General features: G+C 70.6%; 19 protein-coding genes. 6 read left to right on the plus strand and 13 right to left on the minus strand.

Going from position 1 to position 17,781, the window contains the following annotated elements; all coding sequences use genetic code 11:
• Positions 1-11: 11 nt before the first annotated feature.
• The 6 genes from AB0927_RS01240 to AB0927_RS01265 all read right to left on the minus strand — a co-directional run bounded on the left by AB0927_RS01240 (position 12) and on the right by AB0927_RS01265 (position 4,130).
• Positions 12-821, minus strand: coding sequence for a sugar phosphate isomerase/epimerase family protein (locus AB0927_RS01240; RefSeq protein WP_366665366.1), 810 nt, complete (start codon positions 819-821; stop codon positions 12-14).
• A gap of 28 nt (positions 822-849) precedes the next feature.
• Positions 850-1,896 (minus strand): LacI family DNA-binding transcriptional regulator, encoded by a 1,047-nt coding sequence (locus AB0927_RS01245; protein WP_366665367.1) that lies wholly within the window; start codon positions 1,894-1,896, stop codon positions 850-852.
• 135 nt (positions 1,897-2,031) lie between these two features.
• Positions 2,032-2,784 (minus strand): MBL fold metallo-hydrolase, encoded by a 753-nt coding sequence (locus tag AB0927_RS01250; RefSeq protein ID WP_366665368.1) that lies wholly within the window; start codon positions 2,782-2,784, stop codon positions 2,032-2,034.
• Between the two features lie 105 nt (positions 2,785-2,889).
• A complete protein-coding gene (locus tag AB0927_RS01255) occupies positions 2,890-3,102 on the minus strand; it encodes a DUF397 domain-containing protein (protein ID WP_366665369.1) in 213 nt (70 codons plus the stop codon).
• The gene (locus AB0927_RS01260; protein WP_366665370.1) at positions 3,095-3,319 is read right to left on the minus strand and encodes a DUF397 domain-containing protein; all 225 of its coding nucleotides are present in this window, start codon (positions 3,317-3,319) and stop codon (positions 3,095-3,097) included. The genes AB0927_RS01255 and AB0927_RS01260 overlap by 8 nt, the downstream gene beginning before the upstream one ends.
• Entirely contained in the window at positions 3,306-4,130 is an 825-nt protein-coding gene (locus AB0927_RS01265) for a helix-turn-helix transcriptional regulator (protein ID WP_366665371.1), read from the minus strand. Before AB0927_RS01265 ends, AB0927_RS01260 begins: the two co-directional genes overlap by 14 nt.
• A gap of 129 nt (positions 4,131-4,259) precedes the next feature.
• On the opposite strand from AB0927_RS01265, the gene AB0927_RS01270 reads away from it, so the two are divergent.
• From AB0927_RS01270 to AB0927_RS01285, 4 genes are read left to right on the plus strand one after another with little or no spacing between them, the layout of a single operon-like run.
• Positions 4,260-4,451 (plus strand): hypothetical protein, encoded by a 192-nt coding sequence (locus tag AB0927_RS01270; protein ID WP_366665372.1) that lies wholly within the window; start codon positions 4,260-4,262, stop codon positions 4,449-4,451.
• Positions 4,448-4,777, plus strand: a complete 330-nt coding sequence (locus tag AB0927_RS01275) for a hypothetical protein (protein ID WP_366665373.1) — start codon at positions 4,448-4,450, stop codon at positions 4,775-4,777. The genes AB0927_RS01270 and AB0927_RS01275 overlap by 4 nt, the downstream gene beginning before the upstream one ends.
• Positions 4,778-4,816: 39 nt before the next feature.
• Positions 4,817-5,188 (plus strand): YciI family protein, encoded by a 372-nt coding sequence (locus AB0927_RS01280; protein ID WP_366665532.1) that lies wholly within the window; start codon positions 4,817-4,819, stop codon positions 5,186-5,188.
• The gene (locus tag AB0927_RS01285) at positions 5,185-6,411 is read left to right on the plus strand and encodes a DUF6596 domain-containing protein (protein ID WP_366665374.1); all 1,227 of its coding nucleotides are present in this window, start codon (positions 5,185-5,187) and stop codon (positions 6,409-6,411) included. The genes AB0927_RS01280 and AB0927_RS01285 overlap by 4 nt, the downstream gene beginning before the upstream one ends.
• Here the strand turns inward: AB0927_RS01285 and rbsD are convergent.
• From rbsD to AB0927_RS01320, 7 genes are all read right to left on the minus strand, one after another.
• Positions 6,408-6,788: a D-ribose pyranase gene (rbsD, locus tag AB0927_RS01290; RefSeq protein ID WP_366665375.1), complete on the minus strand. Its 381-nt coding sequence runs from the start codon at positions 6,786-6,788 to the stop codon at positions 6,408-6,410. The two genes, AB0927_RS01285 and rbsD, sit on opposite strands and share 4 nt — an antisense overlap.
• Complete coding sequence (locus tag AB0927_RS01295) at positions 6,785-7,684, minus strand: ribokinase (protein WP_366665376.1); 900 nt, start codon at positions 7,682-7,684, stop codon at positions 6,785-6,787. The genes rbsD and AB0927_RS01295 overlap by 4 nt, the downstream gene beginning before the upstream one ends.
• A gap of 105 nt (positions 7,685-7,789) precedes the next feature.
• The gene (locus AB0927_RS01300) at positions 7,790-9,739 is read right to left on the minus strand and encodes a substrate-binding domain-containing protein (protein ID WP_366665377.1); all 1,950 of its coding nucleotides are present in this window, start codon (positions 9,737-9,739) and stop codon (positions 7,790-7,792) included.
• Positions 9,729-11,258, minus strand: coding sequence for a sugar ABC transporter ATP-binding protein (locus AB0927_RS01305; RefSeq protein WP_366665378.1), 1,530 nt, complete (start codon positions 11,256-11,258; stop codon positions 9,729-9,731). Before AB0927_RS01305 ends, AB0927_RS01300 begins: the two co-directional genes overlap by 11 nt.
• A complete protein-coding gene (locus AB0927_RS01310) occupies positions 11,255-12,373 on the minus strand; it encodes a LacI family DNA-binding transcriptional regulator (RefSeq protein ID WP_366665379.1) in 1,119 nt (372 codons plus the stop codon). Before AB0927_RS01310 ends, AB0927_RS01305 begins: the two co-directional genes overlap by 4 nt.
• Positions 12,374-12,667: 294 nt before the next feature.
• Positions 12,668-12,820 (minus strand): hypothetical protein, encoded by a 153-nt coding sequence (locus AB0927_RS01315; RefSeq protein WP_366665380.1) that lies wholly within the window; start codon positions 12,818-12,820, stop codon positions 12,668-12,670.
• Between the two features lie 137 nt (positions 12,821-12,957).
• Complete coding sequence (locus tag AB0927_RS01320) at positions 12,958-13,878, minus strand: hypothetical protein (RefSeq protein ID WP_366665533.1); 921 nt, start codon at positions 13,876-13,878, stop codon at positions 12,958-12,960.
• A 130-nt stretch (positions 13,879-14,008) separates the two neighbouring features.
• On the opposite strand from AB0927_RS01320, the gene AB0927_RS01325 reads away from it, so the two are divergent.
• Together AB0927_RS01325 and AB0927_RS01330 are read left to right on the plus strand one after the other, a co-directional pair.
• A complete protein-coding gene (locus AB0927_RS01325; RefSeq protein WP_366665381.1) occupies positions 14,009-16,267 on the plus strand; it encodes an ATP-dependent RecD-like DNA helicase in 2,259 nt (752 codons plus the stop codon).
• A 197-nt stretch (positions 16,268-16,464) separates the two neighbouring features.
• Positions 16,465-17,754 carry a citrate synthase gene (locus AB0927_RS01330; RefSeq protein ID WP_366665382.1) on the plus strand — a complete coding sequence of 430 codons (1,290 nt, stop codon included), beginning with the start codon at positions 16,465-16,467 and terminating at the stop codon, positions 17,752-17,754.
• The last annotated feature ends 27 nt before the right edge of the window (positions 17,755-17,781 follow it).

A 17,781-nucleotide genomic window follows, 5' to 3' on the forward strand; every position in this document is an offset into this window, starting at 1 on the left:
GGGCGTACGGGCTACGCCGCCTCGCTGAGCAGTCGTACGAGGTGGTCGTGGCCCGCGGCGAGCAGGCCGGGCAGCGGGGCGGCCTGCTCGTACCACCGCTTCTCGTACTCCCAGCACAGCCAGCCGTCCCAGCCGTTCCGGCACAGCACGTCCACGCACTCGGTGAGCGGCAGCACGCCCGCGCCGAGCGGCAGCGGGGTGGTGTCCTCGGCCGAGGCGATGTCCTTGACCTGCACGTATCCCAGGTGAGGGGCGAGCGCCGCGTAGCTCTGCGCGGGCTGCTCGCCCCCCAGCCAGGTGTGCATCACGTCCCACACCGCCCCGACCCGGCGATGCCCCACGGGCCCGAGCACCCGGATGGCGTCGGCGCCGGTGCGGTGCGAGTCGTGGGTCTCCAGCAGGATCCGCACCCCGAGCGCGGCCGCGTCCTCGGCGGCGGTGCCGAGCCGCCGGGCGGCGATCGCGTCGGCCTCCGCGCGGGCGGACTCCCCGCGGCCGGTCTCCCCGCCGGGGAAGACGCGGACGAAGGGCGCGCCGAGATCGTGGGCGAGCCGCAGCAGCCCCCGCAGCTCGTCGAGTACGGCCGAGTCGTCACCGGGCGCGGCGACCCGGGCATACCCGGCGACACACAGCGGCTCGACACCGGCGCTCGCGAACAACGCGGCGGTCTCGGCGCGTTCGGCGGGGGAGAGGCCGGGATGCACCGGTTCCTCGGGATGGGCACGCAGCTCGACACCGTGATAGCCGTGCGCGGACGCGAGCGCCAGAACGTCCGGGACGGACAGGCCGGGGACACCGAGAGTGGAGAACGCCAGCTTCATGCACAACGACCTTACGCCCCTCCGGGGGCTACACCCGCGGCACGCCCGTCGACCCCCGCACCACCAACTCCCCCCGCACCGCGCCGATGCCCCCGGCCGGCGTCTGTTCGCGGCCCATGGCGATGCGTCCGGCACGCGCGCCCGCCTCGGCGAGGGGCAGTCGGAGAGAGGTCAGCGCGGGTACCGCGTCCGCGCTGAAGGGGAGGTCGTCGAAACCGGCGACCGACACGTCCTGCGGTATGCGCAGCCCCGCGTCGCGCAGCGCCGCGCACGCCCCCAGGGCGAGGGAGTCGTTCGCGGCGACCAGGGCCGTCAGTGACGGGTCCCGCCGCAGCAGTTCCCGTGCCCCGTCGTACCCGGACTGCCGGTCGAACCGCCCGCACACGGTCCACCGGGGGTCCTCCTCGATGCCCGCCGCGGCGAGCGCGGCCCGGTGACCCGCGAGCCGCTGCCGCGTCGTGGTCCGCTCCTCCGGCCCGCCGAGGTAGCCGAGCCGCCGGTGCCCGAGCCCGAGCAGATGCTCGGTCACGGCACGCGCCCCGCCGGCGTTGTCGAAGGTGAGCGCGACCGCTCCGGTGTCCGGCACCGGGGGCCGCCCGCACAGCACCACCCGCGTCCCGGCCTCCCCGAGCTTGCGCAGCTTCGCCGCGAGGGCCGCCGCGTGCGGCGCGTCCACCACCGCGCCGCCGGTCAGCACGACGGCCGCGGCGCGCTGCCGTTGCAGCAGCGTCAGGTACTTCAGTTCCTGCTCGGGCGAGCCGTCGGTGTTGCAGACGACCGCGAGCCGTTCGCCCCCGGCCCGGCCCCCGGTGCCCCCGATCTCCGCCTGGATCGCGCTCGCCATGATCCCGAAGAAGGGGTCGGCGATGCAGTGGACGAGGATGCCGACCAGGTCGGAGGTGGCGGCGGCGAGCGAGCTGGCGGGGCCGTTGAGGACGTAGTCCAGCTCGTCCACCGCGCGCAGCACCCGCTCGCGGGTCGGCGTGGCCACCGGGTAGTTGCCGTTCAGCACGCGCGACACCGTCGCGGGGGAGACCTGGGCACGGGCGGCCACGTCCGCCAGGGTCACGGTCATCTCGTCTCTCCTCAGGTCGCGCATCTCGTCGTCGTCCTGAGGGTAGCTTCCGCTTCCTCCCCGCCAGAAAGCGCTTGCTATGATCATTGTCGCAGTACAGACAACGCGGCACAGCGCCACAAAAGAGGCGATCGGCTAGAGTTCGACCCGCTCGCCGGGCTTGAGCAGATGCAGCCGGTCCGTGAGCCCTGCCCGGGCGAAGGCCGTTTCGAGCGTGTCGGGGCCCTGTGTGAAGTGCGCCCAGTGCTCGAAGTGCAGCGGGACGACATGGCGAGCGCCCAGGATCCGGGCCGCCTCGGCCGCGCCGTCGCTGGTCAGGGTGAGGTAGGCGTCGCCGACCAACGGCGTTCGGGCCGCGCCTGCGAACAAGACGGCGATGTCGACCGGGCCGAAGTGGTTCGCCACCCGGCGCACGACGTCGAGTGAGGCGTTGTCCCCGCTGACGTAGACGGTCGGTCGGCCCTCGCCCTCGATGACGAAGCCGGTGACCTCGCCGACGAGGTGCTCGCTGCCGTCGGGACCGTGCTGCGCGGGCACCCCCGTGATGCGCACGCCGCCTTCGAGGTCGTACGAGTCCCAGTTCGCCAGTGTCCGAACCGGATCGCCGAGCCGCTCGCGGGCGGAGGCCGTGGACAGGACGAGCGGGGCGCCGAGCGCGTATGCCCGCCCCGCCGCGTCCAGGTTGTCGGGGTGCTGGTCGTGCGAAAGCAGCACCGCGTCCACCGCGCCGACCTCGGCGGCGGCGAGGGAGGGGCCGGCGGTCTTCACCAGGGTGCGGGTGCCGATGGGGTAGTCGCCGGGCGCGTCGAAGGTGGGGTCCGTGAGCAGGCGGGTCACGCCGAACTCGATGAGGGCCGTGGGGCCACCGAGGTAGCGGATGGTCGTCATACGATCCCGAACTCGCCGTGTTACCCGGGTATTCCACCGGCTCCTGGCATGAGGCGGGCCCAGCCGTCCACGAAGAGGAGGGCCGGGCCGGAGGTGTCCTCGCCGTCAGCCCTTGAGGTACCCATCCTTGACGGCACCGATGAAGGAGGTCCAGCCGTCGGTGGAGAAGAGCAGCGCCGGGCCGGAGGCGTCCTTGCTGTCGCGGACGGGGACGGTGGCGTGGCCGGAAGCGATCTCCACGCAGTTGTCGTTGGTGCCGCCGCTGTAGCTGGACTTGTACCACCCGGTGAGGGTGGACGCGTCGGAGCGGTCAGCCATAGAGGTGTCCGTTCTTGACGGCGCCGACGAAGGAGGTCCAGCCGTTCACGGAGAAGAGCAGTGCCGGGCCGGAGCTGTTCTTGCTGTCGCGGACGGGGACGAGGGCGTGGCCGGAGGCGATCTCCACGCAGTTGTCGTGGTTGCCGCCGCTGTAGCTGGACTTGTACCACCCGGTGAGGGTGGACGCGTCGGAGACGGTGTGTTCATTGCTCAGCATGTGCGTGTTCCTCCGCTGCCGCTCTGACGAGGGCAAGTGATTCCTGTTGCGACAACGCGTCGCTCAGGGCCAGAGAGTAGGCGGTCTGGCTGGCCTTCACCATTGATGGATCATCCATCAAGTTGCCGGTGAAAACGGCCTCTACGTAGGCCACAGGGGCGGAGTCCGCGAAGCTCATGAGCGTGAGGTCGCTCTGCATGAGGGCGTGCGCTCCGACGCGATGTGGAAGCACATGGAGCCGCAGCCGTCCCGACTCGGCCATGTCGGCGATCTTGTGCAGCTGTTCGGCCATGACCTCGGGACCACCGACGCAGTGCCGCAGCGCCGACTCATCAAGGAGTGTCCAGACGACTGGCTGCGCGGGACCTTCGAACATGCGGCGGCGTTTCATTCGGTTGACGAGGAACTTTTCAAGTTCCCCGGCCGTGTAGTTCGGCCAGAACGAGCGGAATACGGCGCTTGCGTAGCCCTCGGTCTGGAGCACCCCAGGGACGAGGGACAGTCCGTACTGCTGGACCAGCGTGGCCTCTTGTTCAAGCTCCGCAGCGACGGCGAAGTAGTCGCTGTACTTCGACTCCAGGTCCTCCAGCCACCGTTCGAAGAACCCATCTGACCCGAGCGCTCGATCGATCCGCCGTGCGTCGTCGGGCTTGGGCAGCCGCCTTCCCGACTCGTAATGGCTGATCAACGTCGGCGAGCACACGATCTGCTCGCTCAGTTCTTCCTGGGTGAGCCCGGCTGACAATCGCCGCAGCCTCAACTCCTCCCCGTACTTCTCTCGCGGTGTCCGTGGTCTGCGGTCAACGCTCATCCGGCCAACTCCCTTGCTGACAAGCGCAAATGTCAACCCCCCACCTCTAGCAAGCGTAGCCACCGCCACCCCACGCTGTGACCAATTCGCCACACACCGCAGTCACCGCACACGAAACGGCAGGTCGGCATGACAAAACTCCTCGCCCGGTTGGCCGAGCTGTTGCTCCACGGGCGGCGGCGCCGCAGGCCGGTGTACCCGTCGTACTCCTGCCCGTACGTCGGCGGACCCACGACCTACCACCTCGGCCAGGCCCCCCTCCGGGGCGAGGACAGCCGACTCGTCCGCCCCTACCTCGATCTCGTGGAGACCTACGCATGAACGAACGTCTGCTTCCCTGGACCGGGCCCGAGGAGAAGCCCTGCTACCTCATCGGAGACGGCACGGGGTACGTCTCCCGGGTCGCGGACCAGGTCGAGACCGTGCAGCTCGGCATGGCGGGCGGCCTGCTGGCGCACGCCACCGAGCTGCTCGCGGAGCAGCCGCAGCTGACCCGGGAGGAGCTGCGCTACCTGGTCCGCCGCCTCAGCGAGTCGCTGAAAGAGGTCAAGCGGATCGCGGACAGCAGGGGCGCGCGGCTGAGGGATCTCCCGGAATCCGTGGCGGAGGATGTCAAGACGCCCGACGCGGCTCCGACTACAGGGTGAAGGGCCCGGCAGGGGCCCGTGAACCACGAGGAGTACGACATGCAGTTCCTGATCGGCCTGCACATCAACCCGGCCGTGCTGGACGCGCTGACCGACGAGGAGAAGGCGGCGGTCCAGGAGGGGCACGGGAAGTTCATCGAGACGCTGAAGGAGTCCGGCGAACTGGTCACCACGCAGGCGCTGGCCGACCCGTCGCAGTCCGCCGTCGTCACCGTGCGCGGCGGGCGGACGGTCGTCACCGACGGCCCCTTCCTGGAGGCCAAGGAGCACCTGGGCGGCTTCTACCTGGTCGACTGCGAGGACCGGGAGCGGGCGATCGAGCTGGCCGCGATGATTCCGGACGCCGCGATCGAGGGCCTGGGGGTCGAGGTGCGCCAGGTGATGTTCGCCTGCGGACAATTGGAGGCATGACCGAACTCCCGGCGGTGCCGGACATCGAGGGCCTGCTGCGCGACCTCGCGCCGCGGGTCCTCGGCGCGCTCGTACGCAGGAACGGCCGCTTCGAGGACTGCGAGGACGCCGTGCAGGAGGCCGTCCTCGCCGCCACCGCGCAGTGGCCGGCCGAGGGCGTGCCCGCCAGTCCGCGCGGGTGGCTGACCACCGTCGCCGCCCGCCGGCTGGTCGACCAGGCGCGCAGCGACCTCGCCCGCCGCGAGCGGGAGGCCGCCACCGCCGCCGAGGTGGCCCCGGGCGAGGTGCCGGACACCGACGACACCCTGCTCCTGCTGTTCCTGTGCTGCCATCCGACGCTGACCCCGGCCTCCCAGACCGCCCTGACCCTGCGGGCCGTCGGCGGCCTGACCACGGCCGAGATCGCCGGCGCCTTCCTGGTGCCGGAGGCCACGATGGCGGCCCGGATCAGCCGGGCCAAGCAGCGCGTCAGGGCGGTCGGCGGCACCTTCCCCCGGCCGGGGGCCCCGGAACTCCGGGAGCGGCTGCCGGTCGTCCTGCACGTGCTCTACCTGATCTTCAACGAGGGCTACACCGCCTCCTCGGGCGACCGCCTGGACCGCCCCGACCTCGCCCGCGAGGCCATCCGGCTCACCCGGGCCGTGCACGCCCGGCTCCCCGAGGACGGCGAGGTCACCGGGCTGCTCGCGCTGATGCTGCTGACCCACGCCCGGCGCCCGGCCCGCACCACCGCGTCCGGCGACCTGGTGCCGCTGGCGGAGCAGGACCGTACGACGTGGGACCACGCCCTGATCGAGGAGGGCACCGACCTGGTCGCGGCTGCGCTGGCCGGACCGGACCTCGGCCCCTACCGGCTCCAGGCCGCCATCGCCGCCACCCACGCCGACGCGGCCAAGGCCGAGGAGGCCAACTGGGCCCAGGTGTACGCCCTTTACCTCATCCTGGAGCGCATCGCACCCAATCCCATGGTCACCCTCAACCGCGCGATCGCCCTCGCGGAGACCGAGGGCCCCGAGGCCGGGCTCGCCCTCCTCGCCACCCTGGACGGCGACACCCGGATGGCCCGCCACCACCGGCTGCTGTCCGTCCGGGCGCATCTGCTGGAGCGCGCCGGTGACACGCGGGGGGCGTACGACCACTACCGGCGCGCCGCGAAGGCCACCGCGAGCCTCGCCGAACAGCGCTACCTGGAGTCCCGGGCCGCCAGAGTTTCCCGAGACTAGAAGAACACCCCGCACCGCAGCAGCACGTTGGCGTACGGACTCGCCTCGCCCGTGCGCACGATCAGCCGCGCGCCCGCCGACAACTCCTTGAGCCGCTCGTGCGGTACGAAGTCCAGGTTGGCGAACCGCCGCTCCAGCAGGTCCAGATGGGCCCCGCGCAGCTCCTCAGCAACCGTGGCGCCCTCGATCACCAGCTCGTCCATCAGCCCCTCGAAGACCTCCGCGAAGGACGGCACCCCGGCCCGGAACGCCAGGTCCACCACGCGCGGCCCGTGCGGGATCGGCATGCCCGCGTCGCACACCAGGATCTCGTCCGTGTGCCCCAACTCGGCCAGCGCACCGGCCAGATGACGATTGAGGATGCCCGCCTTCTTCACAGTGCCTCGACCTCCTCGGCCGTCGGGTACGACTCCTGGGCCCCCGCCTTCGTCACGGCCGCCGCGCCGACCCGGGCCGCGTAGCCCGCCGCCTCCGCGAGGCTCGCGCCCGCGCCCAGCCGCCACGCCAGCGCGGCCGTGAACGCGTCGCCCGCGCCCGTGGTGTCCACCGCGTCGACCTTCACCGACGCCACCCGACTCGCGCCCGAGCCGTCGTACACCAGCGCGCCCTCGGCGCCGAGCGTGACCACCACCGAGCGCGGGCCCAGGGCCAGCAGCCCGCGCGCCCAGTCCTCGGGGTCCGCCCCGGTGGGCTCGCCGAGGATCACCCGCGCCTCGTGCTCGTTGACGATCAGCGGGTCGCAGGCCGCCAGTACCTCGGCGGGCAGCGGGCGCGGCGGGGAGGGGTTGAGCACGAAACGGGTGCCGGACGGCAGGTTCCGTACCAACTCCGCCACCGTCTCCAGCGGGATCTCCAGCTGGGCCGAGACCACGCGGGAGGCGCGCAGCAGGCCCTCGGCCGCCCGGACGTCCGCCGGGGTGAGGCGGGCGTTGGCGCCCGGCGACACCACGATGCTGTTGTCCCCCGACGGGTCGACGGTGATCAGCGCGACCCCGGTCGGCGCCCCGCCCGTCAGCACCCCCGCCGGGTCGACGCCGGCCGAGCGCAGGGAGTCGAGCAGCAGCCGGCCGTGGCCGTCGTCGCCGACCCGCGCCAGCAGGGCCGTACGGGCCCCCAGCCGGGCCGCGGCGACCGCCTGGTTGGCGCCCTTGCCGCCGGGGTGCGTGGACAGATCGCCGCCGAGCACCGTCTCACCGGCGGCCGGCCGCCGCTCGACACCGATCACCAGGTCGGCGTTGGCCGAACCCACGACCAACAGGTCGTAGTCGTACATCAGTTGACTCCCATGAAACCTGTGAAACCTGAGAAACGAACCGGGGCGGACGGTCGCCCCCATGGTGCACCCATGGTGTACGACCGCCCGCCCGAGGTGTCTTCGTCAGCCGTTGAATCCGGCCACGTTGTCCTTCGTGACCACCTTCACCGGCACCTTCACCATCTGCTCCACCTTCTTGCCCTGGGACGCCTTGAGCGCGTTGTCCACGGCGATCCGGCCGAGCTGGCTCGGCTGCTGCGCGACCGAGGCGTACAGCGTGCCCGCCTTGACCGCGTTCAGGCCGTCCGGGGTGCCGTCGAAGCCGACCACCGGCACCGACGTACCGGCCTTGGAACCCAGCGCCTTGATCGCGCCGAGGGCCATCTCGTCGTTGGCGGCGATGACGCCCTGCACGTCGGGGTGGGCCTGGAGCAGGTTCGACATCACGTCGAGGCCCTTGGTGCGGTCGAAGTCGGCGGGCTGCTGGGCCACCACCTTGATGCCCGGGTAGGCCTTCAGACCGTCGGCGAAGCCCTGCGCACGCTCACGCGCCGCCGAGGTGCCCGCCTGACCCTGGAGGATCACGATCTTGCCCTTGCCGCCCAGCTTCTCGGCGATCGTCCTGGCCGCCTGCTCACCGCCGGCGATGTTGTCCGAGGCCACCAGGGCGTTCACGTCGGCCTTGTTGACGCCGCGGTCGACCGCGATCACCGGGATCTTCGCCTTGTCGGCGGCCTTGACCGAGTTGCTCGCCGCGTCCGAGTCCACCGGGTTGACGATGATCCCGTCCAGGCCGGAACTGGTGAAGTTCTGGAGCTGGTTGGCCTGCTGGGAGGCGTCGTTCTGCGCGTCGGTGACCGTCAGGTCCACGCCCAGCTTCTTCGCCTCGGCCTGCGCGCCGGAGCGGATCTGCACGAAGAACGGGTTGTTCAGGGTCGACAGCGACAGGCCCATCTTCGGCTTGGCGCCGGCGGAGTCGCCGTTGTGCAGGAAGGAGGTCGCGCCGACGATCGCCACGGTCACCACGGCCGCGAGCCCGTACGTCGCCGCCTGCTTGCCCTTGTTGCCGCCGCCACCGGTGGTCACCGGGGTGGCACCCGCCTTGCGGCGCACGGTGTCGAGCAGCACCGCCAGCGCGATGACGACACCGATCACGACCTGCTGCCAGAAGGCGGAGACGTTCAGGAGGTTGAGGCCGTTGCGCAGCACCGCGAGGATCAGCGCGCCGACCAGGGTGCCGGACGCCTTGCCGGTGCCGCCCGCGAGCGAGGCACCGCCGATGACGACCGCCGCGATCGCGTCCAGCTCGTAGCCGTCGGCGGCCTGCGGCTGCGCGGAGGACAGCCGGGAGGCCAGCACGATGCCCGCCACCGCCGCGAACACACCGGACAGGGCGTAGATCGCGAGCTTCTGCTTCTTCACCCGCAGGCCGGACAGGCGCGCGGCCTCCTCGTTGCCGCCGATCGCGTACATCGAGCGACCGATGTAGGTGCGGCCGAGCACGAACGCGGCCAGCAGGCCCATGACGATCATGACCAGGACCGGCACCGGCAGCCAGTCGCCGAGGGTGTCCCCGAGGTGCGAGACCGAGTCGGGGAACGGGATCGGCACACCGCCGGAGATCACCAGCGACAGACCGCGCCCCACCGACAGCATGGCGAGCGTCGCGATGAACGGCGGCAGCTTGCCGTAGGCGATGAGGAAACCGTTCACCAGACCGGCCGCGACACCCGTGGCCACGGCGAGCACGACGGCGAGTACGACCGGCACCCCGTGCTGGGTGGCGCTCCACGCCAGCACCGTCGCCGACAGCGCGGCCACCGAGCCCACGGACAGGTCGATGCCCGCCGCGACGATCACGAAGGTGACACCGAAGGCGAGGATCGCCGTCACGGCGGCCTGGACACCGATGTTGAGCAGGTTGTCCGTCGTCAGGAAGTCACCGGACAGCGCCGACAGGGCGATGACCAGGACGATCAGCGCGGTCAGCGCGCCGTTGTCGAGCAGCAGCCGGCGCAGGCCGCCCGGGGCGCCACTCGCTCCCGTCGTGCTCTTGAGCGTGTCAGTGGCCACGGGTGGCCTCCTTCGCGGTGTTGTCGGTGGTGGGGTTGGATACGGCGAGCGCCATCACGGCGTCCTGGGTGGCCTCGTCGGCCGTGAGTTCTCCGGCGATGCGGCCCTGGGCCATCACCAGCACCCGGTCGCTCATGCCGAGCACCTCGGGCAGGTCGCTGGAGATCATCAGTACGGCGGCACCGGCGGCCGTCAGCTCGTTGATCAGCTGGTAGATCTCCACCTTGGCGCCCACGTCGATGCCGCGCGTCGGCTCGTCGAGGATCAGCACCCTGGTGTCGGCCAGCAGCCACTTGCCGATGACGACCTTCTGCTGGTTGCCGCCGGAGAGCGTGCGCACGTGCTGGCCGAGCCCGGCCATCCGCACGCCCAGCTGCCCGGCGATCCGCTCGGCCGCGACGTGCTGCGCCTTGCGGTCGACCAGCCCCGCGCGGGTCGCGGCGCGCATGGTCACCAGACCCAGGTTCTCCTCGACGGAGGCGTCGAGCACGAGGCCCTGCCCCTTGCGGTCCTCGGGCACGAGCCCGATCCCGGCCGCCATCGCGGCGTTCACGTCGGAGCGCCGCAGCGCGTGGCCGTCGACCTTCACGGCGCCGCCGTCGTACGGATCCGCGCCGAACACGGCCCGCACGACCTCGGTCCGCCCGGCGCCCACGAGTCCGGCGATGCCGACGACCTCACCGGCGTGCACCTCGAAGCTCACGTCGTGGAAGACGCCGTCGCGGGTCAGCCCCTCGACACTGAGCAACGCGGCGCCCTTGTCGGGGCGTCGACGCGGGTACTGCTGCTCGATGGAGCGTCCGACCATGAGCCGTACCAGCTCGTCCTCGGGGGTGGAGGCGGGCACCTGCCCGACGCTCCGGCCGTCCCGGATGACGGTGACCCGGTCTCCCAACGCGGCGATCTCGTCGAGGTGGTGGGTGATGAAGACGATCCCCACGCCGTCCGCGCGCAGCTGCCGCACGATGGCGAAGAGCTTCTCGACCTCTTCCGAGGTCAGCACGGCGGTCGGCTCGTCCATGATGAGCACGCGCGCGTCCAGGCTCAGCGCCTTGGCGATCTCCACCATCTGGAGCCGGGCGATGCCCAGTTCACGCACCCGGGCGCGGGGCGAGACCTGCACGCCGACCCGCTCCAGGAGCTTCGCGGCCTCGGCCTCCATCCGCCCCCGGTCGATCATGCCGAACCGGCGCGGCTGCCGGCCGAGGAAGATGTTCTCGGCGACGGTCAGGTCCGGTACCAGGTTGAACTCCTGGTAGATGGTGGCGATCCCGAGCCGCTCGGAGTCCTGCGCACCATGGATGCGCACCTCCTGGCCGCCGGCGAGGATCCGCCCGGAGTCGGGCGTGTAGGCGCCGGAGAGCATCTTGATGAGTGTGCTCTTGCCGGCTCCGTTCTCACCGAGCAGCACATGCACCTCGCCCCGGCGCAGGTCGAAGTCGACACTGTCGAGCGCGACCACGCCGGGAAAGGTCTTGCGTATGCCCTCGATGCGCAGCAACTCGTCCGGGTTGCTCACGTCGTGCTCCTTTGCACTGGGGGGAGGGGCGGGGTGGGGGAAGCGGGCGCCGGGACGAGCCGGGGACTGGCTCTCTCCTCGGTCTGGCCGGTCTGGCCGGTCTCGCCGGCCGCACCGGTTTCACCGGTCTCACCGCAGGAGCGGCGTACGACGAGCCGGGCGGCGAGGGCGACGGACGCGGCCGGCCGCCCTTCGATCCGGTCGACCAGGGCGCGTACGGCGGCCCGGCCCAGCTCGCCCGTGGGCTGGGCGATCGCGGTGACCGGGGGGTCGGTGTGCACGAACCACGGGATGTCGTCGAACGCGGCCAGCGCGATGTCGTCCGGCACCCGCAGCCCGCGCGCGCGGACCGCGTCCAGGGCGCCGAGCGCCATCAGGTTGTCCGCCGCGAAGACCGCGTCCGGCGGCTCGGGAAGATCGAGGAAGCCCTCGGTGACCCGGCGTCCGCTGGCGGCCTGGAAGTCGCCCTGGCCGATGTAGACGTCGGGGAGGGGGAGTCCGAATTCGGCCAGCGCGGCGCGGAAGGCCTCGACGCGCTCGCTGCCGGTGGTGGTGGCGGCGGGCCCGGCGATGATCGCGACCCGCCGGTGCCCGAGCCGGTGGAGGTGGCAGACGAGATCCTGTACGGCGGCCCGTCCGTCGGCGCGTACGACGGGGACGTCGACGCCGGGGATCCAGCGGTCCACGAACACCATGGGCGTACCGGCGCGGGCGGCGTCCAGCATCAGCGGGGACCCGCCGTCGGTGGGGGAGACGAGGAGCCCGTCGATCCGCCGGTCCAGCAGGTTGCGCACGTGGTGGTCCTGGAGATCGGGCCGCTCGTCGGCGTTCCCGATGATCACGCTGTACCCGAGGGAACGGGCCTCCTCCTCCACGGAGCGGGCCAGTTCGGTGAAGTACGGATTCAGCACGTCGCTGATGACGAGGCCGAGGGTGTGGGTCTGGTCGGTCCGCAGCGAACGCGCCACGGCGTTCGGCCGGTACCCCAGCGCCTCCACGGCGGCCAGCACACGGGTACGCGCATCGGCGCTCACGGACGGATGCGCGTTCAACACCCGCGACACCGTCGCGACGGACACGCCCGCCGCGGCGGCGACATCCTTGATACTCGCCACCTCCGGCCCACCTCCTTGTGAACTCGTGACGCTTGGAATCGATTACATCGAGACGCGAGAAACGATTGGAATCGATTACATGAGCGGTGACAAGGGGGTGAGGGTGGCCGAAACCGAATCGTGATGAGCGGTTCCGGCCGGCGATCTGCGGGTTCTACTCGGCGATGACGCCTCTACTCGCTGGCCATGGGCATCACGGGCACACATCCGACGGGACCGGGGAGGAGGCGGTGGACGGGGTCCCGTCATAGCGCCCCGATCTCCCGGTCCCGGGATTCACTCCTCGGTGAACAATCACTCCTCGGTGAACAACTCCGTGGTGCCGGCCGCGTGTACGGCCTGTTCGGCCCATGCCTCCAGTTGGTGGAGGTCGGTGCAGGCCTCGATGCGCTCGCGGGCGGCGTCGGGGACGGGGATGTGGCGCCATTCGAGGAGGCGGAGGACCATCTGCCGACAGGCCTCGATGCGCCCTTCCTCCCGCCCTTCTTCCCGGCCTTCCTCACGCACCTGCTCGGCCAGGGGGTGGCGCCAGAAGTACTGGATCCCTGTTATCTACGCCACCCCCGATCTTGCGGTCCCGGGATTCACTTCTCGGTGAACAACTCCGTGGTGCCAGCCGCGTGTACGGCCTGTTCGGCCCATGCCTCCAGTTGGTGGAGGTCGGTGCAGGCCTCGATGCGTTCGCGGGCGGTGTCGGGGACGGGGATGTGGCGCCATTCGAGGAGGCGGAGGACCATCTGCCGACAGGCCTCGATGCGCCCTTCCTCCCGCCCTTCTTCCCGCCCTTCTTCCCGGCCTTCCTCTCGCCCTTCCTCCCGCACCTGCTCGGCCAGTGGGTGGCGCCAGAAGTACTGGACCGTCTTCATCAATTCCCTCCACATCTGCTTCGCCTGGGGGTTGGTCAGGCAGGAGTCGACGAACTGTGCGAAGACCGCGGCGGTGTCTTCGTCGACGGACCGCAGAGCGGCCACCAGGGATTCCAGTATGGCCGGAGCCTGCGGGCCACGCCCGTGTGTCATGGCCGAAAGCACCGCGAGGGACGGGTCCCGCACGGCCGCCCCCTCGTCGGTGATCACCGGCACGTTGTCCGGCCCCAGCACCAGCGGACGCACCGTCAGCGAGTGCCAGCCCCGGAACCCGAACCGGATGGGCCGCGAGGCCCACTGGGCGGTCGTGCTGCTCTGCGTGATCACGATCAGCACCGGCTCGCAGCGGTACTTCTCGTACAGGTAGGAGAGGTAGTACGGCCAGCTGCCCCGTTTCCGCTCGTCCACCTTTCCCTGCGACTCCACCACCAGCAAGTAGGTGCCCTCGTCCGTCTTCGCCCGCAGCAGCGTGTCCACCCGCCGCTCGACTGGTTCGATCTCGGTGAGGTCCACGTTCAGCGCCGCGATCTCCCGTGGCTCGGGGAACGGCACGTGCAGCACCCGCTGCAACGCCTGCGTCAGGATCTTCGGATCCTTCTGGAAGATCCGGTGCAACGCCTCGTGCGACGAGCCGACCATCGACACTCCCTCCTGTCGTACGACGTGATCAACGAGCCGGATCGGCAAAAGTCGCATCTGGAGATCGTGGATTCACCCGGGACCGTCACCTGCGCCGCCACCTGTCACACGTGCCCAGTACCGTCGGACCATGGCGCAACAGGCGGGGACGCAGACCGGTGAGCGGCGGACGGCCGTGCTCGAAGGGGTGCTGGAGCGGATCACGTACGCCAACGAGGAGAACGGGTACACCGTTGCCCGGGTCGACACCGGCCGGGGGGCCGGTGAGCTGCTCACCGTCGTCGGCGCGCTGCTCGGTGCCCAGGTCGGGGAGTCCCTGCGGATGGAGGGGCGGTGGGGGTCGCATCCCCAGCACGGGAAGCAGTTCCAGGTCGAGAACTACACCACCGTGCTGCCCGCCACCGTCCAGGGCATGCGGCGGTACCTCGGCTCGGGGCTGGTGAAGGGGATCGGGCCCGTCTTCGCCGACCGGATCACCCAGCACTTCGGCACCGACACCCTCCGCGTCATCGAGGAGGAGCCCAAGCGGCTGATCGAGGTGCCGGGGCTCGGGCCCAAGCGGACCAAGAAGATCGCCGAGGCGTGGGAGGAGCAGAAGGCGATCAAGGAGGTCATGCTCTTCCTCCAGACCGTCGAGGTGTCCACCTCCATCGCCGTGCGGATCTACAAGAAGTACGGCGACGCGTCGATCGACGTGGTCAGGAAGAACCCCTACCGGCTCGCCGCCGACGTCTGGGGCATCGGCTTCCTCACCGCCGACAAGATCGCCCAGTCCGTCGGCATCCCCCACGACAGCCCCGAGCGCGTCAAGGCCGGTCTCCAGTACGCCCTCTCCCAGTCCGCCGACCAGGGCAACTGCTACCTCCCCGAGGAGCGGCTCATCGCCGACGCCGTCAAGCTGCTCCAGGTCGACACCGGGCTCGTCATCGAGTGCCTCGCCGAGCTGGCCCAGGAGCCGGAGGAGGGCGGCGACCCCGGGGTCGTGCGGGAGAAGGTGCCGGGGCCCGACGGGGGAGAGCAGAGCGTCACCGCCGTCTACCTCGTGCCCTTCCACCGCGCCGAGCTGTCCCTCGCCGCCCAGTTGCTGCGCCTCCTGCGCACCGACGAGGACCGCATGCCCGGCTTCCAGGACGTGGACTGGGACAAGGCCCTCGGCTGGCTGCGGACGCGCACCCGCGCCGACCTCGCGCCCGAGCAGGAGGCCGCCGTCCGGCTCGCGCTCACCCGCAAGGTCGCCGTCCTCACCGGCGGCCCCGGCTGCGGCAAGTCCTTCACCGTCCGCTCCATCGTGGAGCTGGCCCGCGCCCGGCGGGCCAAGGTGCTGCTCGCCGCGCCGACCGGGCGCGCCGCCAAGCGGCTGGCCGAGCTGACCGGGGCCGAGGCGTCCACCGTGCACCGGCTGCTGGAGCTGAGGCCCGGGGGCGACGCGGCGTACGACCGGGAGCGGCCGCTCGACGCCGACCTGGTGGTGGTGGACGAGGCGTCCATGCTGGACCTCCTCCTCGCCAACAAGCTGGTGAAGGCCGTACCGCCGGGCGCGCACCTCCTGTTCGTCGGAGACGTCGACCAGTTGCCCAGCGTCGGCGCCGGTGAGGTGCTGCGGGACATGCTCGCCGAGGACAGCCCCGTCCCCGCCGTCCGGCTCACCCGCGTCTTCCGGCAGGCCCAGCAGTCCGGTGTCGTCACCAACGCGCACCGGATCAACGCGGGGCAGCACCCCCTCACCGACGGGCTCAAGGACTTCTTCCTCTTCGTGGAGGACGACACGGAGGAGGCCGGCCGGCTCACCGTGGACGTGGCGGCACGGCGGATCCCGGCCAGATTCGGGCTCGACCCGCGCCGGGACGTGCAGGTGCTCGCGCCGATGCACCGGGGACCGGCCGGGGCCGGCACGCTCAACGGGCTGCTCCAGCAGGCCATCACCCCGGCGCGCCCCGACGTGCCCGAGAAGCGGTTCGGCGGGCGGGTCTTCCGTGTCGGGGACAAGGTGACCCAGATCCGGAACAATTACGAGAAAGGGAAGAACGGGGTCTTCAACGGCACCGTGGGCGTCGTCACCGCGCTCGACCCGGTCGACCAGCGGCTGACGGTGCTGACGGACGAGGACGAGGAGGTTCCGTATGAATACGACGAACTGGACGAACTCGCCCACGCGTACGCGGTGACCATCCACCGTTCACAGGGAAGTGAATATCCCGCCGTGGTGATCCCCGTCACCACGGGAGCATGGATGATGCTGCAGCGAAACCTGCTCTACACGGCCGTGACGAGGGCCAAGCGGCTGGTCGTCCTGGTCGGCTCCCGCAGGGCGATCGGCCAGGCCGTACGCACCGTGTCGGCCGGTCGGCGGTGTACGGCGCTGGACTCCAGGCTCATCGCGAAGAAATGATCGATCAAATGAGTCAGGAAGGTCACAGAGCACTTCCGGTTGCCTCTTCGAGGGGGCAGGATGAGCAGGTTGGCGGCACTGAGTGCCGTCAATAGGTCTAATGGTCGACCCCGAGTGCACTCTCCTGAGCCAAATGGGGGATGGTAGAGACAGTCAGGGCACCTCGAAGATGAGGCACTACGTCGGTGAGGGAAGACGTGAGCGACAACTCTGTAGTACTGCGGTACGGCGACGGCGAGTACACCTACCCGGTGGTCGACAGCACCGTCGGCGACAAGGGCTTCGACATCGGGAAGCTGCGCACCCAGACCGGGCTGGTGACCCTCGACAGCGGGTACGGCAACACCGCCGCCTATAAATCCGCGGTCACCTACCTCGACGGCGAGGCGGGCATCCTCCGCTACCGCGGCTACCCCATCGAGCAGCTGGCCGAGCGCTCCACCTTCCTGGAGGTGGCGTACCTGCTGATCAACGGCGAGCTGCCCACCGCCGACGAGCTGACGGTCTTCAAGGACGAGATCACGCGGCACACGCTGCTGCACGAGGACGTCAAGAACTTCTACAAGGGCTTCCCGCGCGACGCCCACCCGATGGCCATGCTGTCCTCGGTCGTCTCGGCGCTGTCCACCTTCTACCAGGACAGCCACAACCCGTTCGACGAGAAGCAGCGCGACCTCTCCACGATCCGGCTGCTGGCCAAGCTGCCGACGATCGCGGCGTACGCGTACAAGAAGTCGATCGGTCACCCGTTCGTCTACCCGCGCAACGACCTCGGCTACGTCGAGAACTTCCTGCGCATGACCTTCTCGGTCCCGGCCGACGAGTACGAGCTGGACCCGGTCGTCGTCTCCGCGCTGGAGAAGCTGCTCATCCTGCACGCCGACCACGAGCAGAACTGTTCGACCTCCACGGTCCGCCTCGTCGGCTCGTCGCAGGCCAACATGTTCGCGTCGATCTCGGCCGGCATCAACGCGCTGTGGGGCCCGCTGCACGGCGGCGCCAACCAGTCCGTCCTGGAGATGCTGGAGGGCATCCGCGACTCGGGCGCCGACGTCGACACCTTCATCCGCAAGGTGAAGAACAAGGAGGACGGCGTCCGCCTGATGGGCTTCGGCCACCGGGTCTACAAGAACTTCGACCCGCGCGCCAAGATCATCAAGGCCGCCGCGCACGACGTCCTCTCCGCCCTCGGCAAGTCCGACGAGCTGCTGGACATCGCGCTCAAGCTGGAGGAGCACGCGCTCTCCGACGACTACTTCGTCTCGCGCAGCCTCTACCCGAACGTCGACTTCTACACCGGTCTGATCTACCGGGCCATGGGCTTCCCGACCGAGATGTTCACGGTCCTGTTCGCCCTCGGCCGGCTGCCGGGCTGGATCGCCCAGTGGACCGAGATGATCAAGGAGCCGGGTTCCCGCATCGGCCGCCCGCGCCAGATCTACACGGGCGTGGTCGAGCGCGACTTCGTCCCCGTCGAGGAGCGCTGAGCCCCGGCGAGCTCACCGAGCCCGGAA

The organism is Streptomyces sp. NPDC048106 (assembly GCF_040706415.1).
GTDB lineage: Bacteria > Actinomycetota > Actinomycetes > Streptomycetales > Streptomycetaceae > Streptomyces.

Bases quoted from the DNA above. Each gene is read 5' to 3' on its own strand.
- AB0927_RS01265 (WP_366665371.1), bottom strand. From the start codon at position 4,130: ATGAGCGTTGACCGCAGACCACGGACACCGCGAGAGAAGTACGGGGAG.
- AB0927_RS01250 (WP_366665368.1), bottom strand. From the start codon at position 2,784: ATGACGACCATCCGCTACCTCGGTGGCCCCACGGCCCTCATCGAGTTC.
- AB0927_RS01255 (WP_366665369.1), bottom strand. From the start codon at position 3,102: ATGGCTGACCGCTCCGACGCGTCCACCCTCACCGGGTGGTACAAGTCC.
- AB0927_RS01275 (WP_366665373.1), top strand. From the start codon at position 4,448: ATGAACGAACGTCTGCTTCCCTGGACCGGGCCCGAGGAGAAGCCCTGC.
- AB0927_RS01315 (WP_366665380.1), bottom strand. From the start codon at position 12,820: ATGGTCCTCCGCCTCCTCGAATGGCGCCACATCCCCGTCCCCGACGCC.
- AB0927_RS01245 (WP_366665367.1), bottom strand. From the start codon at position 1,896: ATGACCGTGACCCTGGCGGACGTGGCCGCCCGTGCCCAGGTCTCCCCC.
- AB0927_RS01280 (WP_366665532.1), top strand. From the start codon at position 4,817: ATGCAGTTCCTGATCGGCCTGCACATCAACCCGGCCGTGCTGGACGCG.
- AB0927_RS01325 (WP_366665381.1), top strand. From the start codon at position 14,009: ATGGCGCAACAGGCGGGGACGCAGACCGGTGAGCGGCGGACGGCCGTG.
- AB0927_RS01295 (WP_366665376.1), bottom strand. From the start codon at position 7,684: ATGTACGACTACGACCTGTTGGTCGTGGGTTCGGCCAACGCCGACCTG.
- AB0927_RS01240 (WP_366665366.1), bottom strand. From the start codon at position 821: ATGAAGCTGGCGTTCTCCACTCTCGGTGTCCCCGGCCTGTCCGTCCCG.
- AB0927_RS01260 (WP_366665370.1), bottom strand. From the start codon at position 3,319: ATGCTGAGCAATGAACACACCGTCTCCGACGCGTCCACCCTCACCGGG.
- AB0927_RS01285 (WP_366665374.1), top strand. From the start codon at position 5,185: ATGACCGAACTCCCGGCGGTGCCGGACATCGAGGGCCTGCTGCGCGAC.
- AB0927_RS01270 (WP_366665372.1), top strand. From the start codon at position 4,260: ATGACAAAACTCCTCGCCCGGTTGGCCGAGCTGTTGCTCCACGGGCGG.
- AB0927_RS01320 (WP_366665533.1), bottom strand. From the start codon at position 13,878: ATGGTCGGCTCGTCGCACGAGGCGTTGCACCGGATCTTCCAGAAGGAT.